This window comes from Streptomyces netropsis, assembly GCF_014203545.1.
Taxonomy (GTDB): domain Bacteria; phylum Actinomycetota; class Actinomycetes; order Streptomycetales; family Streptomycetaceae; genus Streptomyces; species Streptomyces netropsis.
Genome location: NZ_JACHJG010000001.1, coordinates 894,316 through 914,056 on the forward strand (window position 1 = coordinate 894,316; position 19,741 = coordinate 914,056).

A 19,741-nucleotide genomic window follows, 5' to 3' on the forward strand; every position below is an offset into this window, starting at 1 on the left:
CAGGGGTAACTGCGGGCGGATGGCGGGTGGTTGCCGTGCGCGTGGTGCGCCGCGTGGTTCGTCGCGCGTGATTCAGGTGCGCGCGGTCTTGAGCCAGGTCTGCTTGCCGGTGAGCATCCGCCACAGGCCCATCCACCCGGCGGCGAACCAGATGTAGCCGTAGAAGATGAAGACGTGCGAGAGCAGGATCGCGCGCAGCAGCCCGAGGTCGCGTTCGCGCCGGTGGTAGACGAACCCGTACGCGTACGCCGCCGTGAAGGACAGGACGTACGGTCCGAGGATCCACATCGGGGAGATCAGCGGGTGTCCGGCCTGGACGGAGCCGACGACCGTGCCGGCCGTGGCGACGAGGAAGGACAGCGGCAGCAGTGAGGTGAGCAGGATCAGCACCGGGCTGGAGAGGTGGTACAGCAGGTCCAGCGCGGGCCGGGTGGGGATGTCGCGCAGGATCGTCGGCACCAGCCCCGCCGACTGCAGATGGCCCTGGAACCAGCGGGACCGCTGGCGCACCAGCCGGCGTACGTCGAGGACGGCCTGCTGGGAGACCGCCGCGGCGGTGCAGTGCTGATTGGTCCAGCCGTGCGCGATCAGCCGCACCCCGAGGTCGAGGTCCTCGGTCAGGGAGTCGCTCCACGGGCCGCTGCCGTCCTCGCCCATGAGGCTGTCGAGCGCGGCGAGCCGCATGAACTGGCCGTTGCCGCCCATCCCGACGCTGCCGATGTAGCGGCGGGCCTTCTGGAAGATGTCGCCGTAGATCACGAACTCCATGTCCTGGAGCCGGGCGAGCAGGCCCTTGTCGCGGTTGTACATCCGGACACCGATCTGGGTGCCCCCGGTACGCGGGTTGTCGAAGAAGGGGTCGACCGACTGGACCACGTGCTGGTCCAGTCGGCCGTCCGCGTCCACGACGCAGACGATGACGTCGCGCGGATCGTGGCCGTCGAGGATGCCCGACGCCCGGAGATGGCGGATGCCGTTGTTGAGGGCCGCGCCTTTTCCTTTCCGGGCGTCCGGTAAATACCGCTGGAGCAGATGGACCCGCTCGGGGTCGGCGGCCCGCGCGATGGCCGCCGTGCCGTCGTCCGAGGCGTCGTCGATGACCAGGGCGATGAATTTACCGGCTGGCAGGGCAGTAATACGGGCGAGACTTTCGGCGAGCACCGTCTCCTCGTTCAGACAGGCGAGGAGAAAGATATAGAAACGCTCCTCCCGGGGGCCGCGTTTACGTCGGGTGCGGCGTCTGGAGAGAACGAAGAGCGTGGTGTTGTAGCCGCCGGCCATCACGATGATGGCAATGCTGGCCCAGATGAGGATTTGGGAGATCATGACCGTTCACCGAGATTTCGCACGGCGAACCACAGTTTGACCGATATAAGAGTCAGCGCGATCGCGCAATACAGCAGGAATCCGGCCCCGGCAGCTTCCTGCAGTCCCCGGGCAAAGGGGATGCCCGGCAGCACCTCGGGAGCCGCCGTCAGCCCGGCCATAGGCAGGACTGTCCCCAGAGCGGGTTTTCCGTACATGGGTTCCCCCCCATTTTTCGCCTCACTTGAGGCGTGCGGAGGGAAAGTATCAGACTCAACCGGTCTTCTTGTCTGACTTGGTGGGAGTTGTTTGATCGGAATCTCAAATTCTCGGGACCTAACGGTAATTAGGCCTGCTGGGGCGAGTGTGTGACGGGTGTGATCTATGGTCTGTACCAATGTGGCTGTCGGGAAATGAACGCTCTGGATCGTTGTTGTCTATTGACATCGGTGAAACCCGACAAGAAGAATCTGTCAACTGTCGGGCCTCCGAACTCGCGGAGGTGGCGGCACGGGTTCGTGAAAACAGGGGGGAACCTCGTGATGAGGAAAATGAGAAGGAGATCAGGGATTTCCCGGATCTCCATGGTCTTCATGCTGATCGCCGCCCTATGGGGCGGCGTTGCGCTTTCCAGCGCGCAAGCGGCAAAAGACCCGGGTGACCGGCCGTGGCCGCAGCATCTGAAGGGCATCGACCCGGTGTCGCTGTCCGGCCCCAAACCCGCCGAGCTGAAGGCCTGGGCCAGGGCCCGGCTCGCCAACGACAAGAAGCGCCGCGCGGGCACCCTCGCCATCCGGCCCGCCAAGCCCGCAGCGCCGGCCGGGACGGCCACGCCCGCGGCGAAGCCCGCGAGTTCGTCCGGGGGCACCACGACGCGCACGGCGCTCTTCACGAAGCCGGCCGCTCCCGCCAAGGCGGCCACCCGGGCCGTCCAGGCCGCCGCCCCCGCCCAGGCCTCGGCCCTCGTGCTGTACGACACGGCCGGTCCCTACGGACACCTGGGTGAGCTGTACGCGATGGCGGCGGCCAACCTGGCCGGCCACTTCGGCACCGTCACCGCCAAGCCCGTCTCCGCCTACACCCCGGGCATGGTCGAGCAGTACACCGCCACGGTCTACCTCGGCTCCACCTACTACGGGGGTTCCCTCCCCGACGCCATCCCCGCCGCCTTCTACCAGGACGCCCTGGCCACCAGCCGTCCCGTAACCTGGATCGGCGACAACATCTGGGGAATGGCCAACGCCGTCGGCGTCTCGGCCTTCCAGCAGGCGTACGGCTGGGACCCGACCAACTCGTACTACGAGCAGGGCGGCACCGTCGGACGGATCGACCGCGTCGACTACAAGGGACAGCAGCTGACCCGGAAGATCCCGACCGGCTTCGACAGCGGAGTGCTGCACCCCGCCCTCTCCACCGGCCCCGGCTTCCCCCAGGTCACCCAGCTCGCCGAGGCCACGGACGCCATCTCCGGCGACACCAGCCCCTGGGCGATCCGCTCACGCAATCTCACCTACCTGGGCGAGATCCCGTTCAGCTACGTCTCCGAGACCGACCGCGTCATCGTCTTCGAGGACCTGCTCTTCGACGTGCTCGCCCCGCAGACCGCCGAGCGGCACCGGGCCTTCGTCCGGCTGGAGGACATCAGCCCCGAAGCCGACCCGGCCCAGCTGCGGGCCATGGCCGACTACCTCCGCTCCGCCCAGGTCCCCTACGGGATCAACGTCATCCCCGTCTACACCGACCCCAAGGGCGCCTACAACAACGGCGTGCCCAAGACCTCCACCCTGGCCCAGCGCCCCCAGGTCGTCGCCGCCATCAAGTACATGCTCCAGCGCGGCGCGGTCCTGATGAACCACGGCAACACCCACCAGTACGGCAACGTCGCCAACCCGTACAACGGCGTCACCGGCGACGACTTCGAGTTCTTCCGCGCCCACGTCGACGCCGGCGACAACGTCGTCTACGACGGGCCGGTCCCCGAGGACTCCACCGTCTGGGCACAGGCCCGCGTCACCAGCGGCCTCGCCGCCTTCACCGCCGCGGGACTGCCCAAACCCACCCTGTGGACCACCCCGCACTACGCCGCCTCCGCCACCGACTACCGCGTCTTCGGGCAGAACTTCTCCGCCCGGCTCGAACGGTCGCTGTACTTCGCGGGCACGCTCAGTGGCGGCACCGTGAATCCCGGCCGTTACATCGGCCAGTTCTTCCCGTACGCGGTGAAGGACGTCTACGGTACGACCGTGCTCCCCGAGAACCTCGGCAACTACGAGCCCGAGCCGTACAACAACCACCCGGCCCGGCTGCCCGCCGACCTGATCAACTCCGCCAAGGCGAATCTGGCGGTGCGGGACGGCGTGGCCAGCTTCTTCTACCACCCGTACTTCGCGGTGGAACCGCTCAAGCAGACGATCGACGGCATCCGCGCCCTCGGCTACACCTTCGTCGCCCCAGCGGACCTCAGCCAGTGAGTGCGAAGAAGGGGACGGCCGCCCTGCTGGCCGCGGCCGTCCTCTTCCTCGCCGCGTGCCAGTCCGACGGCACGGCCGGGCGGGACGCACCCACCGGCCGGGCGACCGGCCGCGGCGGCGGAACACCCGACGACAGGAAGGTGAGCGGACTGCGCGGCATCACGCTCCCCTCGTGGAACACCGACGACTACAGCAGCCCCGAAGCCGCCGGCTACCTACGGCAGATCGCGGCCACCGGCGCCCGCTGGGTGACCTTCACCCCCACCTGGTACCAGGGCCGCGTCACCGACTCCGACCTGCGCACCACGGACGAGACCGCCGACGACGACAGCCTGCGCCACATCATCGGCCTCGCCCACGCCGCCGGCCTCAAGACCATGCTCAAGCCGCACGTCGACCTGGTGCGGGGTGGCGACCGGGCCGAGATCCGCCCCCGCGACACCGATGCCTGGTTCGCCGCGTACGAGCGCTTTATCACCCACTACGCGCGCCTGGCCGCCGACACCGGCGCCGAGCAGCTCGCGGTCGGCACCGAACTCGCGGGCACCTCCGGCGACGGCCGGCGCTGGCGGCGGGTCATCGCCGCCGTCCGCGGGCGCTACCACGGCCCGCTCACCTACGCCGCCAACTACGACGAGTACCAGAAGGTCCCGTTCTGGAAGGACCTCGACGTCATCGGCATCGACGCCTACTGGCCGCTGTCCGGCAAGGCCACCGCCGACGTCGCGCGGCTGCGCCGGGCATGGCAGCCGATCACCGAGGAACTGGCGGCCTTCGCCGCCCGCCGGGACCGCAAGATCCTCTTCACCGAGGCCGGCTACGTCAGCCAGCGCGGCACCACCACCGCCCCCTACTCCTGGACGATCAGCAAGCGCGCCGGCGAGGACGAACAGGCCGCCGCCTACGAGGCGTTGCTCGCCACCTTCGCCAAGAAGCCCTGGTGGGCCGGGGTGTGCTGGTGGATGTGGGACGACTGGCCGGACAGCGGTGAGACGGCCGAGCGGCTCGCCTACACCCCGCACGGCAAACCCGCCGAGAAGGTGCTGCGTCGCTGGTGGTCGCCCTCCAGCCCGTCCGGCGACCGGGGGTGACATTACCGTCGGCGGCGTGGGGGCGCTGAGCCCAGCCACAACCAGCCCGTCCGGCGTTTGAGGACGCGCCCGCAGGGCGCCCGCCGCCGCAGGCGGCATGACCCGCAGTCGAAAGGTCCGCCGGTCAGGCGAGAGGCGGCACAGCGGGCGGCAGTCGAAGGTCCGCCGGACGGCACTACGTGTCGCAGTCCAGCACCGTGCGGCACAGCCCGCACCGCGCGTGCAGCCGTCCCTGGACCGGCACCCGGATGCGCTGGTGGCACGTCGGACAGGGAAAGCTGACGCGCGGCGGGTCGTGGCCCTCGAAGGCGTAACCGTCGGCAGGGGAACTGCGCGCGGTACGGCGGTCCCGGGTGTAGCGGTGGTGGGCGAGCCGCCCCGCGGCGGCGAGCGGCGGGCGCCGCTCGTCCCGGCGCGCCCGGGCCAGGCCCTTGGTGTACGCCTCGTACGCCTGCGGGCTGGTGAACCAGGGGGAGGGGTCCTCGTCGAAGACCCGCGCGCGCTTGGCGAGGACGTAGCCGAACTCCTCCGGGGTGAGATAGCCGAGCTTCTGCGTCGAGACCGAGGACTCGCGGTAGGCGTCCAGCAGCAGCCAGCCCGCGCCGAGGTAGGCGGCCGCGGTGTCCGTGAGGATCTCGTTGTCACGGGTGCCGGCGAAGGCGAGGTCCAGGCGGTGCAGATAGACGTGCATCACCTCGTGCGCGAGGGCCGCGCCGATGTCCTCGCGGTGGGACTTGAAGCGTGAGTTGAGCTCGATGAAGTACTCGGGCCCGGCGGTGAGTTCGATGCTGCCCGCGTGCCGCATCTCACGGAAGGAGACGATCATCCGGGCATCGGGCAACCGCAGATGCCGCACCATGGCTCCGGCGACGCGCTGCACCCCCAGATACGGGTCCTCGTCGGCCGAGAAGGCCACGTCGACCGGGAGCACGCTGACGCCGAAGGTCTGCACCGTGTCGGGGGAGAGCCGTTTGTACAGCGCGGTGATCGCGGTGCGCACGGTCTCGAGATGCGGGAAGCCGTGCTCGATCTCGACGTCCGTCCCCACCCCGTGCCCCCCCGTCAGGTTCCCCGGTCCCATCCCACTTTACGGGCGTGGGCTCCGCGCGGAAGGGGACCCGCCCGAGACGGACTGAGCCCGAATGTGACCGCATGGGACTGGCTGAGACCGAACCTGACAGAACTCGACTGGCCGAAACGCCACCCTTGTTGCTGCCGTCACACGCCCTCATAATCGCACCGCGCTCCGAAGGGGCATGTCCGCATATCGGATTGACATGATCCTGACAAGCGCGCAACCTCCCACGAAAGGAAGCACGTTGCGCAACTACCTCAAGGCGTTCAAGAGAGCGGCGGCGGTCGGCGCGGTCGCCCTCGCCGTGTTCAGCCTCCAGCCCGGCAGCGCGCAGGCGGCCCAGGACCGGGACCCCGGCGCCCGCCCCAGCCCCGGTGTCGTCGGCGGCACCCGCGCCCAGCAGGGCGAGTTCCCGTGGATGGTGCGGCTGTCCATGGGCTGTGGCGGCGCCCTCTACACCAAGCAGATCGTCCTCACCGCCGCGCACTGTGTGAACGGCAGCGGCGCCAACACCTCGATCACCGCCACGGCCGGTGTCGCGGACCTCAACTCCTCCTCCGCGATCAAGGTCAAGTCCACCCGGGTCCTGCAGGCCCCCGGCTACGACGGCCAGGGCAAGGACTGGGCGCTGATCAAGCTCGCCAAGCCCATCGACCTCCCCACCCTCAAGATCGCCGACACCGCCGCGTACAACTCCGGCACCTTCACCATCGCCGGCTGGGGCGCCGACCGGGAGGGCGGCAGCCAGCAGCGCTACCTGCTCAAGGCCACCGTCCCCTTCGTCGACGACGCCACCTGCAAGGGCGCCTACGGCAACCTCGTCGACGCCGAGGAGATATGCGCCGGATACCTGCAGCAGGGCGGCGTGGACACCTGCCAGGGCGACTCCGGCGGCCCGATGTTCCGCAAGGACAACGCGGGAGCCTGGATCCAGGTCGGCATCGTCAGCTGGGGCCAGGGCTGCGCGCGGCCCGGCTACCCCGGTGTCTACTCCGAGGTGAGCACCTTCGCCGCGGACATCAGCAGCGCCGCCGCGAGCCTGGGCGGATGACCCGGCACCAACCCCGCTGACCTGGCCTTTCCGGGCACTCGCGGCCTCTTCGACGAGCCGCTGCCCGACGGCCTGGTACGACGTGAGACGGCCCGCCCGCGCGACTTCGGTATGACGCGGACGGGCCCCCCTCATCCTTTCGGCCGAGGTGGGACGGGCCGAGAATGGGTCGGACAGTCGAGGTGTGGGGCGGACAAATGTCCGTAACGTGAGGGGCGTGGTGCGGCGGCGATCGGAAGGTGATCGGAAGCAGTGTGATCCTTCGGGGCCCGGCACCGCGGTCCGAGCCGCACGAACGGAAGGCACTCCGTGTCCGCCAAGTCCCGCATCGTCGCCGTCACCGTCCTCACCGCAGCCGCCGGCGCGGTGCTCTGGCCGGCGGCCGACGCCCTCGCGGCGGACAAGGACACCCGGCCCGCCCGCACGGTCACCCAGCAGGTGCTGCTGCCCGACGGCAGCCGGGCGCGCCTGCACTCCGGCAGCGCCGGCACGAGCGTCGACGTGACCTCCCGCGGCACACAGCGGACCCTCGACGCCACCCGCCCGGCGGCCGACGTCAACCGGCTGCACCTGCGGATCCTCGGTGGCGACGGCACCCACCCCACCCTGCGCGCCTCGCTCGACGGGTCCCGGCTGACCCACTACTACGACTTCGCCTCCGGCTCCCTGCGGTACACGCCCGACGGCTCCGACCTCGACCGCCTCGCCGCCACCGGCGACACACTGAAGGACTACCGGCACGGCGCCAGGACCGCCGCCGCCCCCGCGACCCGCGCCACCCCGGCCGGCGACGCGGCCCGCGCCGACCTCCGCACCGGGGATCACACGGACGCGGGCGGCGATCACGCGGACGTACGCAGGGACGACCGCGAGACCGGCGGCAAGGTCACGGGCAAGGCCACCGGCAAGGCCGACCGGGCGGAGCACGGGACGCGCCTCGCGACGTCCAGCAACCCCGTCAAGCGCGTCGTCCAGGCCGGCGCGGCCATCAACGGCCGGCACGACATCGGCACCCCCGCCCTCGCGGGCGCCGTCCTGCTGACCCTCGGCGGCGGCGCGTACGCCGTCCGCTTCGCGGTCCGCCGCTCCGGACGCGCCGACGCCTGAGACGGGCCCGCACCCGCCGCCGCGCTGCGGTTGCGGCACCACGACGCCACCGGTGACATGGAGGGACGCCCCGGCCCGGGGCGCACACCCCTCCGGCACCGACGACCCATCACGCGTACGCGGGCGGCCTCCCTGCGTACCGACCAGCACACGAGCCGAACGCAGGCAAGGGGACAGCATGGCGATCACCGTGGTCATCGCGGACGACCAGGAAATGGTCCGCACCGGCTTCCGGATGATCCTGGAGAGCCAGCCCGACATCGACGTCGTCGCCGACGTCGTGGACGGCGAGGCCGCCCTGGCGGCCGTCGAGGAACACCGGCCCGACGTGCTGCTCCTCGACATCCGCATGCCCAAGCTGGACGGCCTGGAGGTCACCCGTCGGCTCTCCGACCTCGCCGCCGCGCACCCCGAGCGCGGCCAGCGCCCGCGCATCGTCATCGTCACCACCTTCGACCTCGACGAATACGTCCACACCGCCCTCCGCAACGGCGCCTCCGGCTTCCTCCTGAAGGACGCCAGCCCCGCCATGCTCGTCGAGGCCGTCCACGCCGCCGCCGTCGGCGACTCCCTCATCTCGCCCGCGATCACCGTCCGGCTGCTGCGCGACATGGCCCCCGGCACCACGGCGAGCCCGGCCCGGCAGCCGTCCGAGCCGCTCACCGAACGCGAGGCGGACGTCGTCCGCTGTCTGGCGCGCGGGGCCACCAACGCCGAGATCGCCTCCGAACTGTTCGTCTCCCTGTCCACGGTGAAGACCCACCTGGCCAATGTGCAGATCAAGCTCGACGCCCGTAACCGCGTCGAGATCGCGGCCTGGGCCTGGGAGAGCGGGCTGGCCACGGGCGGCACGTGAACAGACTGGCCGGGTGGGCCGCCCGGCACCCCCGGCGCGCGGCGGTCGCGAAGGCGGCTCTCGGAGCCTTCCTGCTCTTCCTCGTCGGCTTCGAGAGCATCGCCCTCGCCCGGCAGCCCAGCCCACCGCACGCCATGGTCCTGGCCTCGGGCGTCGCCGTCTGCCTGTGCGCCGTCCCCTACGGCTGGATCCCGCTGGAGGTACGGGCCGCCGTCGCCGTCGTGGTCTCCTGGGGCACCACCGTCACCCTCACGATCGGACCGCACCCGACCGTCGTGTGGGGCATGGGCGAGGCCATCGCCCTGCTCGTCCTGCTGACCGCCGTCGTCCAGCGCTCCACCACCCGAACGGCCGCCGTCCTCGGCCCGATGCTCGCCGTCGCCTGCGTCGCCGCCCCCATGCGCGACCTCGACCCGGGCCGCTTCACCGCCCTGTTCGCGGTGCTCACCGCCGTCGTCGGCACCTACTCCCTGCTGCTGCGCAACCAGTCCGGACAGCGGGTGCGCGACCTCGCCGCCGTCCGTACCGCAGAACGGCTCGAACTCGCCCGCGAACTGCACGACCTCGTCGCCCACCACGTCACCGGCATCGCCGTGCAGGCCCAGGCCGCCCGCTACACGGCCCTCGACGGCCGTGCCGCCGCCGTGGCGTTCGAGCGGATCGAGACCTCGGCGAGCGAGGCCCTCGGCGCGATGCGACGGCTGGTCGGCGTCCTGCGCGAAGGCGACGCCGAGACCGAACCCGTCGCGGGCCTGCCCGAGGTGCGTGCCCTGACCGAGGCGTTCGCCCGCACCGGCCCGCCCGTCGTCCTCTACATCGAACAGGGCATGGAGACCTGGATCCCCGGGGAGGTCGCGGCGGGCGTCCACCGTGTCGTCCGCGAGGCCCTGACCAACATCCGCAAGCACGCCGCCGACGCCACGGCCGTACGCGTCGGGGTGCGCGGCGTCGCCGCGGGCGTCGAACTGCGCGTCGCCGACGACGGCAGGAGCGCGGCCGGGCTCGCGGAACAGGCCCAAGGCGGCGGCTTCGGCCTGGTCGGCCTCAGCGAACGGGCCAAGGCCATGGGTGGCCGGCTGCACGCGGGCCCCGCACCGGAGGGCGGCTGGGAGGTCACCGCGCTCTTCCCCCTGGACCGCCGCCGCCCGGAGCCGGGCTGAGCCCGACGGCCGAGCCGGGCCGATCCCGGCGGGGGAAGCGGGGCGAGCCCGACGGCCGAAGCCGGGCTGATCCCGACGGGGAAGCGGGCGTACCGATCCGTTCGCCCGGGGCTCAATCCGCCGTGGGCGCAAACGATTTGGGACCGCTCTCGTGGTCATTAACGTGATCCCCATGGACATCTCACACGTCACCCAGGACATCTGGATGCTGCGCTTCGCCGTCGGTCAGGCCTACGCCGTGCGGCTGCCCGAGGGCTGGGCGCTCGTGGACTGCGGGAGCGCCGGATCCGAGGGGGAGATCCTCGACGCCCTCGCCGGCCTCGGCTGTGCCCCCGGCGAGCTGCGCGACATCGTGCTCACCCACAGCCACAAGGACCACACGGGCGCGGCCGCCGCCGTCGCCACCGCCACCGGAGCCCGCGTGCTGGCCGGCGCCGCCGACGCCCCCGTCATCCGCGGCGACGCCCCCGAACCGCCGCCCGTCCTCCTCGACTTCGAGGTCCCCCTCTACGAGAGCATCGCCCCCACCGTCCCCCCGGCGCCGCCGTCCCCCGTCCACCGCGAGCTCGTCGACGGCGACACCCTCGACTGGGGCCAGGAAGCACGGATCGTCCACGTCCCCGGTCACACGGCGGGCAGCATCGCCGTGCACCTCCCGGCGGCCGGGGTGCTGTTCACCGGCGACACCATCGCCTCCCACGAGGACGCCGTCATACTCGGCGTCTTCAACGTCGACCGGGAGCAGGCCGTCGCCTCCTTCCGGCGCCAGGCCGCCCTCGACATCGAAACGGCCTGCTTCGGCCACGGCGACCCGATCGTCAAGGGCGCCGGGGACGCCCTGCGCGCCGTCGCGGCCGACCTGAGCTGAGGCACGGGACGTCCGACGAGGCCCCCCGCGGCCTCAGCCGTACGTCAGGGCTCAGCTCCGCCCGTCGGCCTTCGGTTCCTGCCCGTAGCAGAGGCAGAACGGATGGCCGGCGGGGTCGGAGAACACCCGGAAACCCGACCGCTCACCCCCGCTGTCGTGGAGGAACGTCGCCCCCAGCGCGATCACTTCGCGCTGCGCCCGCTCCATGTCCTCGAGCGTGGGGACGTCGAAGTCCAGATGCATCTGCTGCGGACGGGCGGGATCCGGCCAGCGCGGCGGCTGGTGGTCCTCAGCGAGCTGGAAGGCGATCCGACGGCCGTCCTCGGCGGTCAGCCACACCCACTCCGGGTCCTTGTCGTCGACCCGCCAGCCGAGGATCCCGGCGTAGAAGGCCGCCAGCGCGACCGGGTCCGGACAGTCGATGACGGTGCACTGAAGTTTCGCGATCATGAGGAGATCCTGCCCGACCCGGGCCGATGGTCCAGCTACCGGCCCACCCGGCCCACATTTGTCCAACAGCACGCTCTCCTTTGTCCATGGTCCCACCCGCCACTACCGCCCCACGGTGTCCGTACGTCGTCGCAACCCGTCGACGTGACGCGACCCATCGGTGTACGGAGGCGAGCAGCGTGGACCCGGAAGACGTGCAGATACCGGCGGAGCTGCGAGACACCACCGGCCCCAGCCGGCGGGCCGTCGTCGTCACCACCGCACTCGCCGGCCTCGGCACCGCCCTCACCGCCGCCGGCGCCGCCCACGCCCGCACCGCGGGCGAGACCACCCTGCGCTCCACCGCGCTGGAGGTGCGCCTCGACACCGCCTTCCCCCGGATCCTCTCCTACACCGACCGCGCCACCCGAGCCGTGCTGTACGGGCAGGAGGACCCCGTCACCTCGGTGCTCATCGACGAAGCCCCGCACACCCCGGACGTCACCCTCACCCTCGCCCCCTCCGGTGACCTGGCGGCGTACGCTCTCGCCTTCAGCGGCGGCACCCGAATAGACATCGAAATCCGGGTCACGGACCGGCAGGTGGACTGGCGCGTCACCCGCATCGCCGACACCGCCTCCCTCCGCGTCGGCACCCTCCGGATCCCCGGGCTGGCGCTGCTCGGCGTCCGCAGCACCCAGCCGGGCGCGACGCTCCTCGCCGCCCGCGTCGAGCTCGACAAGGCCAAGAGCGGCGACACCCTCATCGACCTCACCCCCGACACCCCGGCCGAACCCACCCCCACCGGCTGCGCGTACGCAGTCGTCAGCACGGACCTGCTCGCCGCCGCCCTCGAGACCAACACCGTCCACGACACCCCCGACGCCGCCTCCGCCTGGGAGAACGGGCGCCTGTGGCGGCAGACCCTCAAGCGCCCCGGCCACACCGAGGCCCGCCTCGGCTGCGGCCAGTGGACGCACCGGGCCGCCACCGCACCCGTCGAAGCCACCGAGCCACTGCCCTACGCGACGGTCGTCCTCACCGGCGACCGCAACGGCGACGGCAAGGTCGACTGGCAGGACGCCGCCATCGCCATGCGCGACATCATGGTCAACCCCCTCGGCGCCGACGAACAGCACCTGCGGGTCGTCCCGCACATCGCGTTCAACTTCGCCAGCCAGGCCACGAACCCCTTCCTCACCACCCTCGACAACGTCAAACGGATCTGCCTCGCCACCGACGGGCTACGCCAGTTCACCCTCCTCAAGGGCTACCAGTCCGAGGGCCACGACTCCGCGCACCCCGACTACGGCGGCAACCACAACAGCCGCGCCGGCGGCCTCGACGACCTCAACACCCTGGTCCGCGCCGGGAAGACCTGGCACAGCGACTTCGCCGTCCACGTCAACACCACCGAGTCCTACCCCGTCGCCCGCGCCTTCTCCGAGACCCTCGTCGACAAGGACGACCGGCAGTGGGACTGGCTCGACCAGTCCTACCGCATCGACCCCCGCCGCGACCTGGTCTCCGGCGACATCGCCCGCCGCTTCCGGCAACTGCGCGACGAGACCGACCCCGCCCTGAACACCCTCTACATCGACGTCTTCCGGGAATCCGGCTGGAACTCCGACCGCCTCCAGCGCCATCTGCGCGACCAGGGCTGGCAGATCACCACCGAATGGGGCCACGGTCTGGAACGCTCGGCCCTGTGGTCCCACTGGGCGAGCGAGACCGACTACGGCCCCGACACCTCACGCGGCATCAACTCCCGGCTGATCCGCTTCATCCGCCACCACCAGAAGGACGTCTTCGCCGACAAATGGCCCCTCCTGGGCACGGCCAAGCTCGGCACCTTCGAAGGCTGGCAGGGCAAGACCGACTGGGCGCCGTTCTACCGCCGCATCTGGACCGAGAACCTCCCGGCCAAATACCTCCAGGCATTTCCCCTCCACACCTGGGAGGAGCACCGCATCACCTTCGCCGGCCCGACGCACACCACCGTCACCTCCCGGCCCGGCGGGGACGGCACCCGCCGGATCACCACCGACGGCCGCACGGTCTACGACGGCGACACCTACCTCCTGCCGTGGGAACCGCGGGAGGCCACCGACCCCGCCAAGCTCTACCACTACAACCCCCGGGGCGGAGCCACGACCTGGACCCTGCCCCGCGGCTGGTCCGCATGCAGGAGCGTGGTCCTGCACCGCCTCACCGACCAGGGCCGCACCGACCCCCTCGAACTCCCGGTGCACGACGGAGAGGTCACCGTCCGAGCCGCTCCGGACCAGCCGTACGTCCTCACCCGCGAGGCGTCCCGGACCCGCCGCGACCCCGCCTGGGGCGAGGGCACCCCCCTGCGCGACCCCGGCTTCAACTCCGGGACCCTGGACGCCTGGACGGCCACCGGGCCCGCCGCCGTGGCCCTCGGCGAACGGGGCGAGTGGGAACTCGTCATCGGCGCCGGACCGGCGGCCACCGTGAGCCAGCGGCCCGCCCGGCTGAAGCCCGGCACCTACGCCGCCTCCGTACAGGTCGAGGTCGGCTCACGCGCGGGGGAGCGGCGCCGGGCGGCCCTCCGGGTCCGTACGGCCGACGGGATCACGGCGGTGAACTGGACGGACACCTCCACCGCCGGCAACCACGTGGCGGCGGACCGCAAGCACGGCACCCGCTACCAGCGGATGTTCACCCACTTCACCGTGGCCCGCGGCGGGGGACCGGTGACCCTGTCCCTCACGGCCGCCGCGGGCAGCGCACGGGTCCGCTTCGCGAACGTACGGATCGTGGCCGTGCGCGAACGGCGCCGCCCCCCGGCACCCGGCGCCCTCGTCCACGAGGACTTCGAGAACGTGCCCCAAGGGTGGGGCCCGTTCGTCAAGGGCGACGCGGGCGGCACCACCGACCCCCGCACCCACATCGCCCAACGGCACGCGCCCTACACCCAGCGCGGCTGGAACGGAAAGGCCGTCGACGACGTCATCGACGGCACCCAGTCCCTCAAATCACGCGGCGAGAACACGGGCCTGGTCTACCGCACGGTCCCGCACACCGTCCGCTTCACCCCCGGGCACCGCTACCGGGTCGCCTTCCGCTACGAGAACGAGACGGCCGGCCAATACGCCTGGATCACGGCCGTCGACGAACCCCGGACGCGGGAACTCACCCGCACGCCCCTCCCCGTCGCCACCCGGCCCACCACCCACACCCACGAATTCACCGCCCCGCGGACGGGCGAGGCATGGGTGGGCCTGCGGAAGGTGGGGGACAGCGGGACCGCGGAGTTCGTCCTCGACGGCTTCACCGTGCACGACCTCGGCCGGTAGCCCCCCCACAGGGCCCGCCCCGGTGGTCACCGCCATCGGCCGGTGATCACCGGGGAGAACGGGCCCCGTCCCCTCCCGCCTCCGGAACCCACGCCTTCCGGCCGATCGCCCCCGCCCCCTGGCGGGCGACCGGCCCATCGGCGAAGATCGGCGCTGCGTGCGACGAACCGGCAGGCGGAGCAGGAGGCCCGGACGCGTGTATCACACCTGGATGCGGTACTTCACGCCCCGCCCGGTCCACCACCGGCTCGGACTGGTCTGCCTCGGCGTCGGCCTCCAGCACGGCGCGCTCCCCCCGGTCGGACCCCGCACCCTCGACCACCACGTCGCCGTCGTCGTCAGCGCCGGGGCCGGCTGGCTCCGCACCCCCGACGGCCGCACCCGGCCCGTCACCGCCCCCGCCCTCCTGTGGCTCAGCCCCGGCGTCCCGCACCACTACGGCGCCGGACCGGACAGCGGCTGGGACGAGAGCTTCGTCGACTTCACCGGCCCCGCCGTCGCCGCGTACACCGAACTCGGCCTCATCGAACCCGACCGGCCGCTGGTCCCCCTCACCGAGACCACCGCCGCCCGCGCCGCCATCGCCCGCATCGCCCGCGCCGCCCACCGCGGCAACCCCCTCCTCGAAGTCGAGACCTCCGCCGCCGTCCACGAACTCCTCGTCGCCCTCCACCGCGCCCGCGCCGACCTCGGCGGCGACGGCGAACCCGTCCTGCGGGCCCTCGCCCGCGACGCCTTCCTGCCGCTGTCCGTCACCGAACACGCCGCCCGGCACGGCATGACCCCCGCCGAACTGCGCTCCGCCGTACGCCGCGGCGCCGGGTGCAGCCCGAAGGACTACCTCCTGGCCATCCGCCTGGGCCGCGCCAAGGAACTCCTCGCCGCCACCGAACTGCCCGTCTCGGCCGTCGCCCGCCGCGTCGGCTACGACGACCCGGCCTACTTCAGCCGGCTCTTCACCCGCCGCGTCGGCACCGCCCCGGTACGGTTCCGCGAGCGCCAGGGCCGCAGCGTCCCCGGCGGCTGGAGCCGGCGGATACCCGACCCGGAGCACCCACCGGTCATCGGAACCCTCCCGCCCGCATAGGGTCGGTGGACATGACCGACAGTGCCAACAGCTTCAGCGGTGCCCCCGGCACCGACGACGAGTCCGTACGCGCCGAGCTGGGCCGGCTGCGCGACAGCATCGACAACATCGACGCCGCGGTGATCCACATGCTCGCCGAGCGGTTCAAATGCACCCAGCAGGTCGGCCACCTCAAGGCCGCCCACAAACTGCCCCCCGCCGACCCCGCCCGCGAGGCCCGGCAGATCACCCGGCTGCGCGAACTGGCCGAGAACGCCAAACTCGACCCCGCGTTCGCCGAGAAGTTCCTCAACTTCATCATCGCCGAGGTCATCCGCCACCACGAGACGATCGCCCGGGCGTAGGACGCGCTCCGCGCGGGGCCCTCAAACGCCGGACGGGCTGGCTGTGCTGTGTCCTCAAACGCCGGACGGGCTGGCTGTGCTGTGTCCTCAAGCGCCGGACGGGCTGGAAATCCAGCCCGTCCGGCGATTGAGGACCGGGCGGAGCCCCGCAACGGCGCGCGACTCCCAGCACCGCACCAAACCCCCATAGGCCAGCGCCCAGCGATACGGCAGCATGACGACATGCCCGTACTCACGCGCGACGAAGCGCAGACCCGAGCCCGACTCCTCGACGTCCACCGCTACGAGATCGACCTCGATCTCACCCGCGGCGACGAGCACTTCGGCTCCACCACCGTCATCCGCTTCACCGCCCGCGAAGCCGGCGCCACCTTCCTCGAGGTCCGCCCCGCGGCCCTGCACCGCGCCACCCTCGACGGCCACGCCCTCGACATCGCCACGCTCGACGACAACCGGCTGCCCCTCACCCTCACCCCCGGGGACCACGAGCTGCGCGTCGAGGCCGACATGCGCTACTCCCACACCGGCGAGGGCATGCACCGCTTCACCGACCCCGCCGACGGCGAGACCTACCTCTACACCCAGTGCTTCCTCGACGACGTCCAACGCGTCTTCGCCGCCTTCGACCAGCCCGACCTCAAGGCCGTCTTCGACGCCACCGTCACCGCCCCACCGCAGTGGACCGTCCTCGGCAACGCCCTCGCCACCCGCGTCGGCGCCCCCGCCGACGGCCGCTGGCGGCTCGCCACCACCGCACCGCTGAGCACCTACTTCGTCGCCTTCGCCGCCGGCCCCTGGCACACCGTGCGGACCGAACACGCCGGGCTGCCCTTCGCCCTCCACTGCCGCCGGTCCCTCGCCCCCCACCTCGACGCCGATGCCGAGGAACTCTTCGACATCACCCGCCGCTGCTACGACCGCTACCACCAGATCTTCGACGAGCCCTACCCCTTCGACTCCTACGACCAGGCGTTCGTCCCCGAGTTCAACGCCGGCGCCATGGAGAACCCGGGCCTCGTCACCTTCCGCGACGAATTCGTCTTCCGCTCCGCCGTCACCGACACCGAGCGCCAGACCCGCGGCATGGTCATCGCCCACGAAATGGCCCACATGTGGTTCGGCGACCTCGTCACCCTCCAGTGGTGGGACGACATCTGGCTCAACGAGTCCTTCGCCGAATACATGGGCTACCAGGTCCTCTCCGAAGCCAGCCGCTTCACCGGCACGTGGACCGACTTCGCCGTCGCCCGCAAGAGCTGGGGCTACGACGCCGACCAACGCCCCTCCACCCACCCCGTGGCCCCCGCCCCCGACGCCGTCCGCGACACCGCCTCCGCGCTGCTCAACTTCGACGGCATCTCCTACGCCAAGGGCGCGAGCGCCCTGCGCCAGCTCGTCGCCTGGCTCGGCGAGAAGGACTTCCTCGCCGGCATCAACGACCACTTCGCCCGCCACCGCTTCGGCAACGCCACCCTCGCCGACTTCATCGACTCCCTGGCCCGCGCCACGGACCGCGATGTCCACGCCTGGGCCGACAGCTGGCTGCGCACCAGCGGCGTCGACACCCTCACCCCCCGCATCACCGAAGACGGCCCCGAAGGCGCCCCCGGCGAGGCCGGAGCCGACGGCACGAGGGGCTGGCGCCTCGACCTCCACCACGACGGCACCCGCCCGCACCACCTCGCCATCGGCCTCTACGACCACGCCCCGGACGACCCCCGGGCCCTCGTGCGCCGCGACCGCGTCGAAACCGACCTGCCCGCCGGCGGCGGCACCCGGACCCTCACCTTCACCGGCCCCCGCCCCGCCCTGCTGCTCGTCAACGACGGCGACCTCACCTACGCCAAGGTCCGCCTCGACGCCGGGTCCTGGGACACCGCCCTGCGCACCCTCTCCGGCCTGCCCGACCCCGTCGCCCGCGCCGTCGTCTGGAACGCCGCCCGCGACATGGTCCGCGACGGCGAACTGGCCCCCGCCGCCTACCTGGACGCCGCCCGCGCCCACATCCCGCACGAAACCGACATCGCCATCGCCCAGGCCGTCCTCGGCTTCGCCCGCACCCAGATCGCCGACCGCTACACCCCGGCCACCGCCCGCCCCACGGTCCTCACCACCCTCACCGACCTCGGCCACGACCTCCTGCGCCGCACCGACGGCACCGGCCGGGCCGACGCCCAGGGCCTACGGCTGATCGCCGTCCGCACCCTCATCGACAGCGCCACCACCCCCGGCACCCTCCAGGACTGGCTCACCGCGGGCACCGTCCCCGGTGGCCCCGCCCTCGACCCCGAACTGCGCTGGCGCACCCTCGCCCGCCTCGCCGTCCTCGGCGCCACCACCCCCGACGCCATCGACGCCGAACTCGCCCGCGACCCCAGCGCCACCGGCCAGGAAGGCGCCGCCCGCTGCCACGCCGCGCTCCCCGACGCCACCGCCAAGGCCACCGCCTGGCAGGCCATGTACCCCGCCGAACCGTCCGGGCCGGCCGAACCCGCGGAGCTGTCCAACTACCTCTTCACCGCGACCGCCCAAGGCTTCTGGCAGCCCGAACAGCTCGACCTCGTACGCCCCTACCGCGAGCGCTACTTCCCCGCCGCCGTCACCGTCGCGGCCCGCCGCGGCCCCGCCCTCGCCATCGCCGCCGGCTTCCACGGCTTCCCCCACCCCCTGGTCGAGGCCGAGACCCTGCGCCTCGGCGAGGACTGCCTGCGCGACGCCGACCCCACCCCCGCCCTGCGCCGCAAGCTCGCCGACCAGCTCGACGACCTGCGCCGCGCCCTGAGGATCAGGGAGACCCCCGCCGACATCCGGCCGCAGGCGTAAGCGCCCGCGCACGAGGCTCCCCGGGGGCTGCCGGGAGCACCCCGGAAAACGACGAGGCTCCCGCACCCCTCAACGGGGTGCGGGAGCCTTGGCCGGTTGTCTCGACGGTCAGGCGCGCTTGTCGGTCGCGGCGTCCGACGGCTGGGCCGTGCGCAGCTCCTCCAGGAAGCGGTCCACGACACCGCTCTCACGGGCGAAGTCCGTGACCGGCTCGCCGACGATGCGGCCCGACAGATCGGTGGCCAGCACGCCGACCTGCTGACGCAGCTCGGCCTCGGCGACCGCGCGCTCCGCGTCGATCACCGCGTGACCCGCGGCGATGATCTCCTCGCGCTGACGCTGACCCTCGGCGCGCAGCTCGGCGATGATCGCCGTGCCCTGCTCGACCGACTCCTGACGCAGCCGGGCGGCCTCGTGCCGCGCCTCGGCCAGCAGCTCCTGGTACTCGGCGTGGACCCGCGCGGCCTCGGCGCGCGTCTCCTCGGCCTCCTCGAAGCGGCCGTCGGTGGCCTCCTCACGCTCGGTGAGGACCTTGTTGATCCGGGGCAGGATCACCTTCGCCATCACGGCGAAGAGGATGAAGAAGAGCGCCAGCCCCAGGATGAGCGGCGCGAGCTCGGGCTTGAGCGGACCGACGTCGATAGCAAGTTTCATGGCCATGGGGTGCAGATTAGTCGAAGCCGAGCCCCGAGTCCGCTTCGCACCCCTCTAGCAGATCCCACGCGACCGCGCCCCAGGGCGGTACCACCAT

Annotated in this window: 16 protein-coding genes; 11 read left to right on the top strand and 5 right to left on the bottom strand. The window is 71.9% G+C overall.

The genetic code is table 11. The features are described from left to right. Positions 1 to 72: 72 nt before the first annotated feature. The gene (locus FHS38_RS04055) at positions 73 to 1,326 is read right to left on the bottom strand and encodes a glycosyltransferase (RefSeq protein WP_184730657.1); all 1,254 of its coding nucleotides are present in this window, start codon (positions 1,324 to 1,326) and stop codon (positions 73 to 75) included. After that, the gene (locus FHS38_RS04060; RefSeq protein ID WP_165451512.1) at positions 1,323 to 1,487 is read right to left on the bottom strand and encodes a hypothetical protein; all 165 of its coding nucleotides are present in this window, start codon (positions 1,485 to 1,487) and stop codon (positions 1,323 to 1,325) included. The genes FHS38_RS04055 and FHS38_RS04060 overlap by 4 nt, the downstream gene beginning before the upstream one ends. Positions 1,488 to 1,889: 402 nt before the next feature. Here FHS38_RS04060 and FHS38_RS04065 point away from each other — a divergent pair, with 402 nt between their 5' ends. Further along, a complete protein-coding gene (locus FHS38_RS04065) occupies positions 1,890 to 3,776 on the top strand; it encodes a DUF2334 domain-containing protein (RefSeq protein WP_229821851.1) in 1,887 nt (628 codons plus the stop codon). Continuing rightward, positions 3,773 to 4,867, top strand: coding sequence for a glycoside hydrolase family 113 (locus FHS38_RS04070; RefSeq protein WP_184730661.1), 1,095 nt, complete (start codon positions 3,773 to 3,775; stop codon positions 4,865 to 4,867). Before FHS38_RS04065 ends, FHS38_RS04070 begins: the two co-directional genes overlap by 4 nt. Before the next feature lie 175 nt (positions 4,868 to 5,042). Here FHS38_RS04070 and FHS38_RS04075 read toward each other — a convergent pair whose 3' ends face one another. After that, positions 5,043 to 5,915, bottom strand: coding sequence for a hypothetical protein (locus FHS38_RS04075; protein ID WP_229821850.1), 873 nt, complete (start codon positions 5,913 to 5,915; stop codon positions 5,043 to 5,045). Positions 5,916 to 6,186: 271 nt separating this feature from the next. On the opposite strand from FHS38_RS04075, the gene FHS38_RS04080 reads away from it, so the two are divergent. From FHS38_RS04080 to FHS38_RS04100, 5 genes are all read left to right on the top strand, one after another. Beyond that, positions 6,187 to 6,993, top strand: a complete 807-nt coding sequence (locus FHS38_RS04080) for a S1 family peptidase (RefSeq protein WP_229821849.1) — start codon at positions 6,187 to 6,189, stop codon at positions 6,991 to 6,993. A 309-nt stretch (positions 6,994 to 7,302) separates the two neighbouring features. Then, entirely contained in the window at positions 7,303 to 8,100 is a 798-nt protein-coding gene (locus FHS38_RS04085; protein ID WP_184730667.1) for a hypothetical protein, read from the top strand. 178 nt (positions 8,101 to 8,278) lie between these two features. Continuing rightward, positions 8,279 to 8,956 (top strand): response regulator, encoded by a 678-nt coding sequence (locus FHS38_RS04090; protein ID WP_184730669.1) that lies wholly within the window; start codon positions 8,279 to 8,281, stop codon positions 8,954 to 8,956. Next, the gene (locus tag FHS38_RS04095) at positions 8,953 to 10,116 is read left to right on the top strand and encodes a sensor histidine kinase (protein ID WP_308433464.1); all 1,164 of its coding nucleotides are present in this window, start codon (positions 8,953 to 8,955) and stop codon (positions 10,114 to 10,116) included. The genes FHS38_RS04090 and FHS38_RS04095 overlap by 4 nt, the downstream gene beginning before the upstream one ends. A 172-nt stretch (positions 10,117 to 10,288) precedes the next feature. Further along, on the top strand, positions 10,289 to 10,984 hold the full coding sequence (locus tag FHS38_RS04100) for an MBL fold metallo-hydrolase (protein ID WP_184730671.1): 696 nt from the start codon (positions 10,289 to 10,291) through the stop codon (positions 10,982 to 10,984). Between the two features lie 51 nt (positions 10,985 to 11,035). Here FHS38_RS04100 and FHS38_RS04105 read toward each other — a convergent pair whose 3' ends face one another. Then, positions 11,036 to 11,434: a VOC family protein gene (locus FHS38_RS04105; RefSeq protein ID WP_184730673.1), complete on the bottom strand. Its 399-nt coding sequence runs from the start codon at positions 11,432 to 11,434 to the stop codon at positions 11,036 to 11,038. 179 nt (positions 11,435 to 11,613) lie between these two features. On the opposite strand from FHS38_RS04105, the gene FHS38_RS04110 reads away from it, so the two are divergent. The 4 genes from FHS38_RS04110 (at position 11,614) to pepN (ending at position 18,990) form a co-directional block, all read left to right on the top strand. Then, a complete protein-coding gene (locus FHS38_RS04110; protein WP_229821848.1) occupies positions 11,614 to 14,736 on the top strand; it encodes an endo-alpha-N-acetylgalactosaminidase family protein in 3,123 nt (1,040 codons plus the stop codon). 196 nt (positions 14,737 to 14,932) lie between these two features. After that, positions 14,933 to 15,823 (top strand): helix-turn-helix transcriptional regulator, encoded by an 891-nt coding sequence (locus FHS38_RS04115; RefSeq protein ID WP_184730677.1) that lies wholly within the window; start codon positions 14,933 to 14,935, stop codon positions 15,821 to 15,823. Between the two features lie 11 nt (positions 15,824 to 15,834). Then, positions 15,835 to 16,167, top strand: coding sequence for a chorismate mutase (locus tag FHS38_RS04120; protein ID WP_130877266.1), 333 nt, complete (start codon positions 15,835 to 15,837; stop codon positions 16,165 to 16,167). Between the two features lie 222 nt (positions 16,168 to 16,389). After that, complete coding sequence (gene pepN / locus FHS38_RS04125; RefSeq protein WP_184730679.1) at positions 16,390 to 18,990, top strand: aminopeptidase N; 2,601 nt, start codon at positions 16,390 to 16,392, stop codon at positions 18,988 to 18,990. A 108-nt stretch (positions 18,991 to 19,098) separates the two neighbouring features. Here pepN and FHS38_RS04130 read toward each other — a convergent pair whose 3' ends face one another. Then, the gene (locus FHS38_RS04130; RefSeq protein ID WP_184730681.1) at positions 19,099 to 19,650 is read right to left on the bottom strand and encodes a F0F1 ATP synthase subunit B; all 552 of its coding nucleotides are present in this window, start codon (positions 19,648 to 19,650) and stop codon (positions 19,099 to 19,101) included. Positions 19,651 to 19,741 lie beyond the last annotated feature (91 nt).

Bases quoted from the DNA above. Each gene is read 5' to 3' on its own strand.
- pepN (WP_184730679.1), top strand. From the start codon at position 16,390: ATGCCCGTACTCACGCGCGACGAAGCGCAGACCCGAGCCCGACTCCTC.
- FHS38_RS04090 (WP_184730669.1), top strand. From the start codon at position 8,279: ATGGCGATCACCGTGGTCATCGCGGACGACCAGGAAATGGTCCGCACC.
- FHS38_RS04065 (WP_229821851.1), top strand. From the start codon at position 1,890: ATGGTCTTCATGCTGATCGCCGCCCTATGGGGCGGCGTTGCGCTTTCC.
- FHS38_RS04055 (WP_184730657.1), bottom strand. From the start codon at position 1,326: ATGATCTCCCAAATCCTCATCTGGGCCAGCATTGCCATCATCGTGATG.
- FHS38_RS04120 (WP_130877266.1), top strand. From the start codon at position 15,835: ATGACCGACAGTGCCAACAGCTTCAGCGGTGCCCCCGGCACCGACGAC.
- FHS38_RS04105 (WP_184730673.1), bottom strand. From the start codon at position 11,434: ATGATCGCGAAACTTCAGTGCACCGTCATCGACTGTCCGGACCCGGTC.
- FHS38_RS04060 (WP_165451512.1), bottom strand. From the start codon at position 1,487: ATGGCCGGGCTGACGGCGGCTCCCGAGGTGCTGCCGGGCATCCCCTTT.
- FHS38_RS04130 (WP_184730681.1), bottom strand. From the start codon at position 19,650: ATGGCCATGAAACTTGCTATCGACGTCGGTCCGCTCAAGCCCGAGCTC.
- FHS38_RS04100 (WP_184730671.1), top strand. From the start codon at position 10,289: ATGGACATCTCACACGTCACCCAGGACATCTGGATGCTGCGCTTCGCC.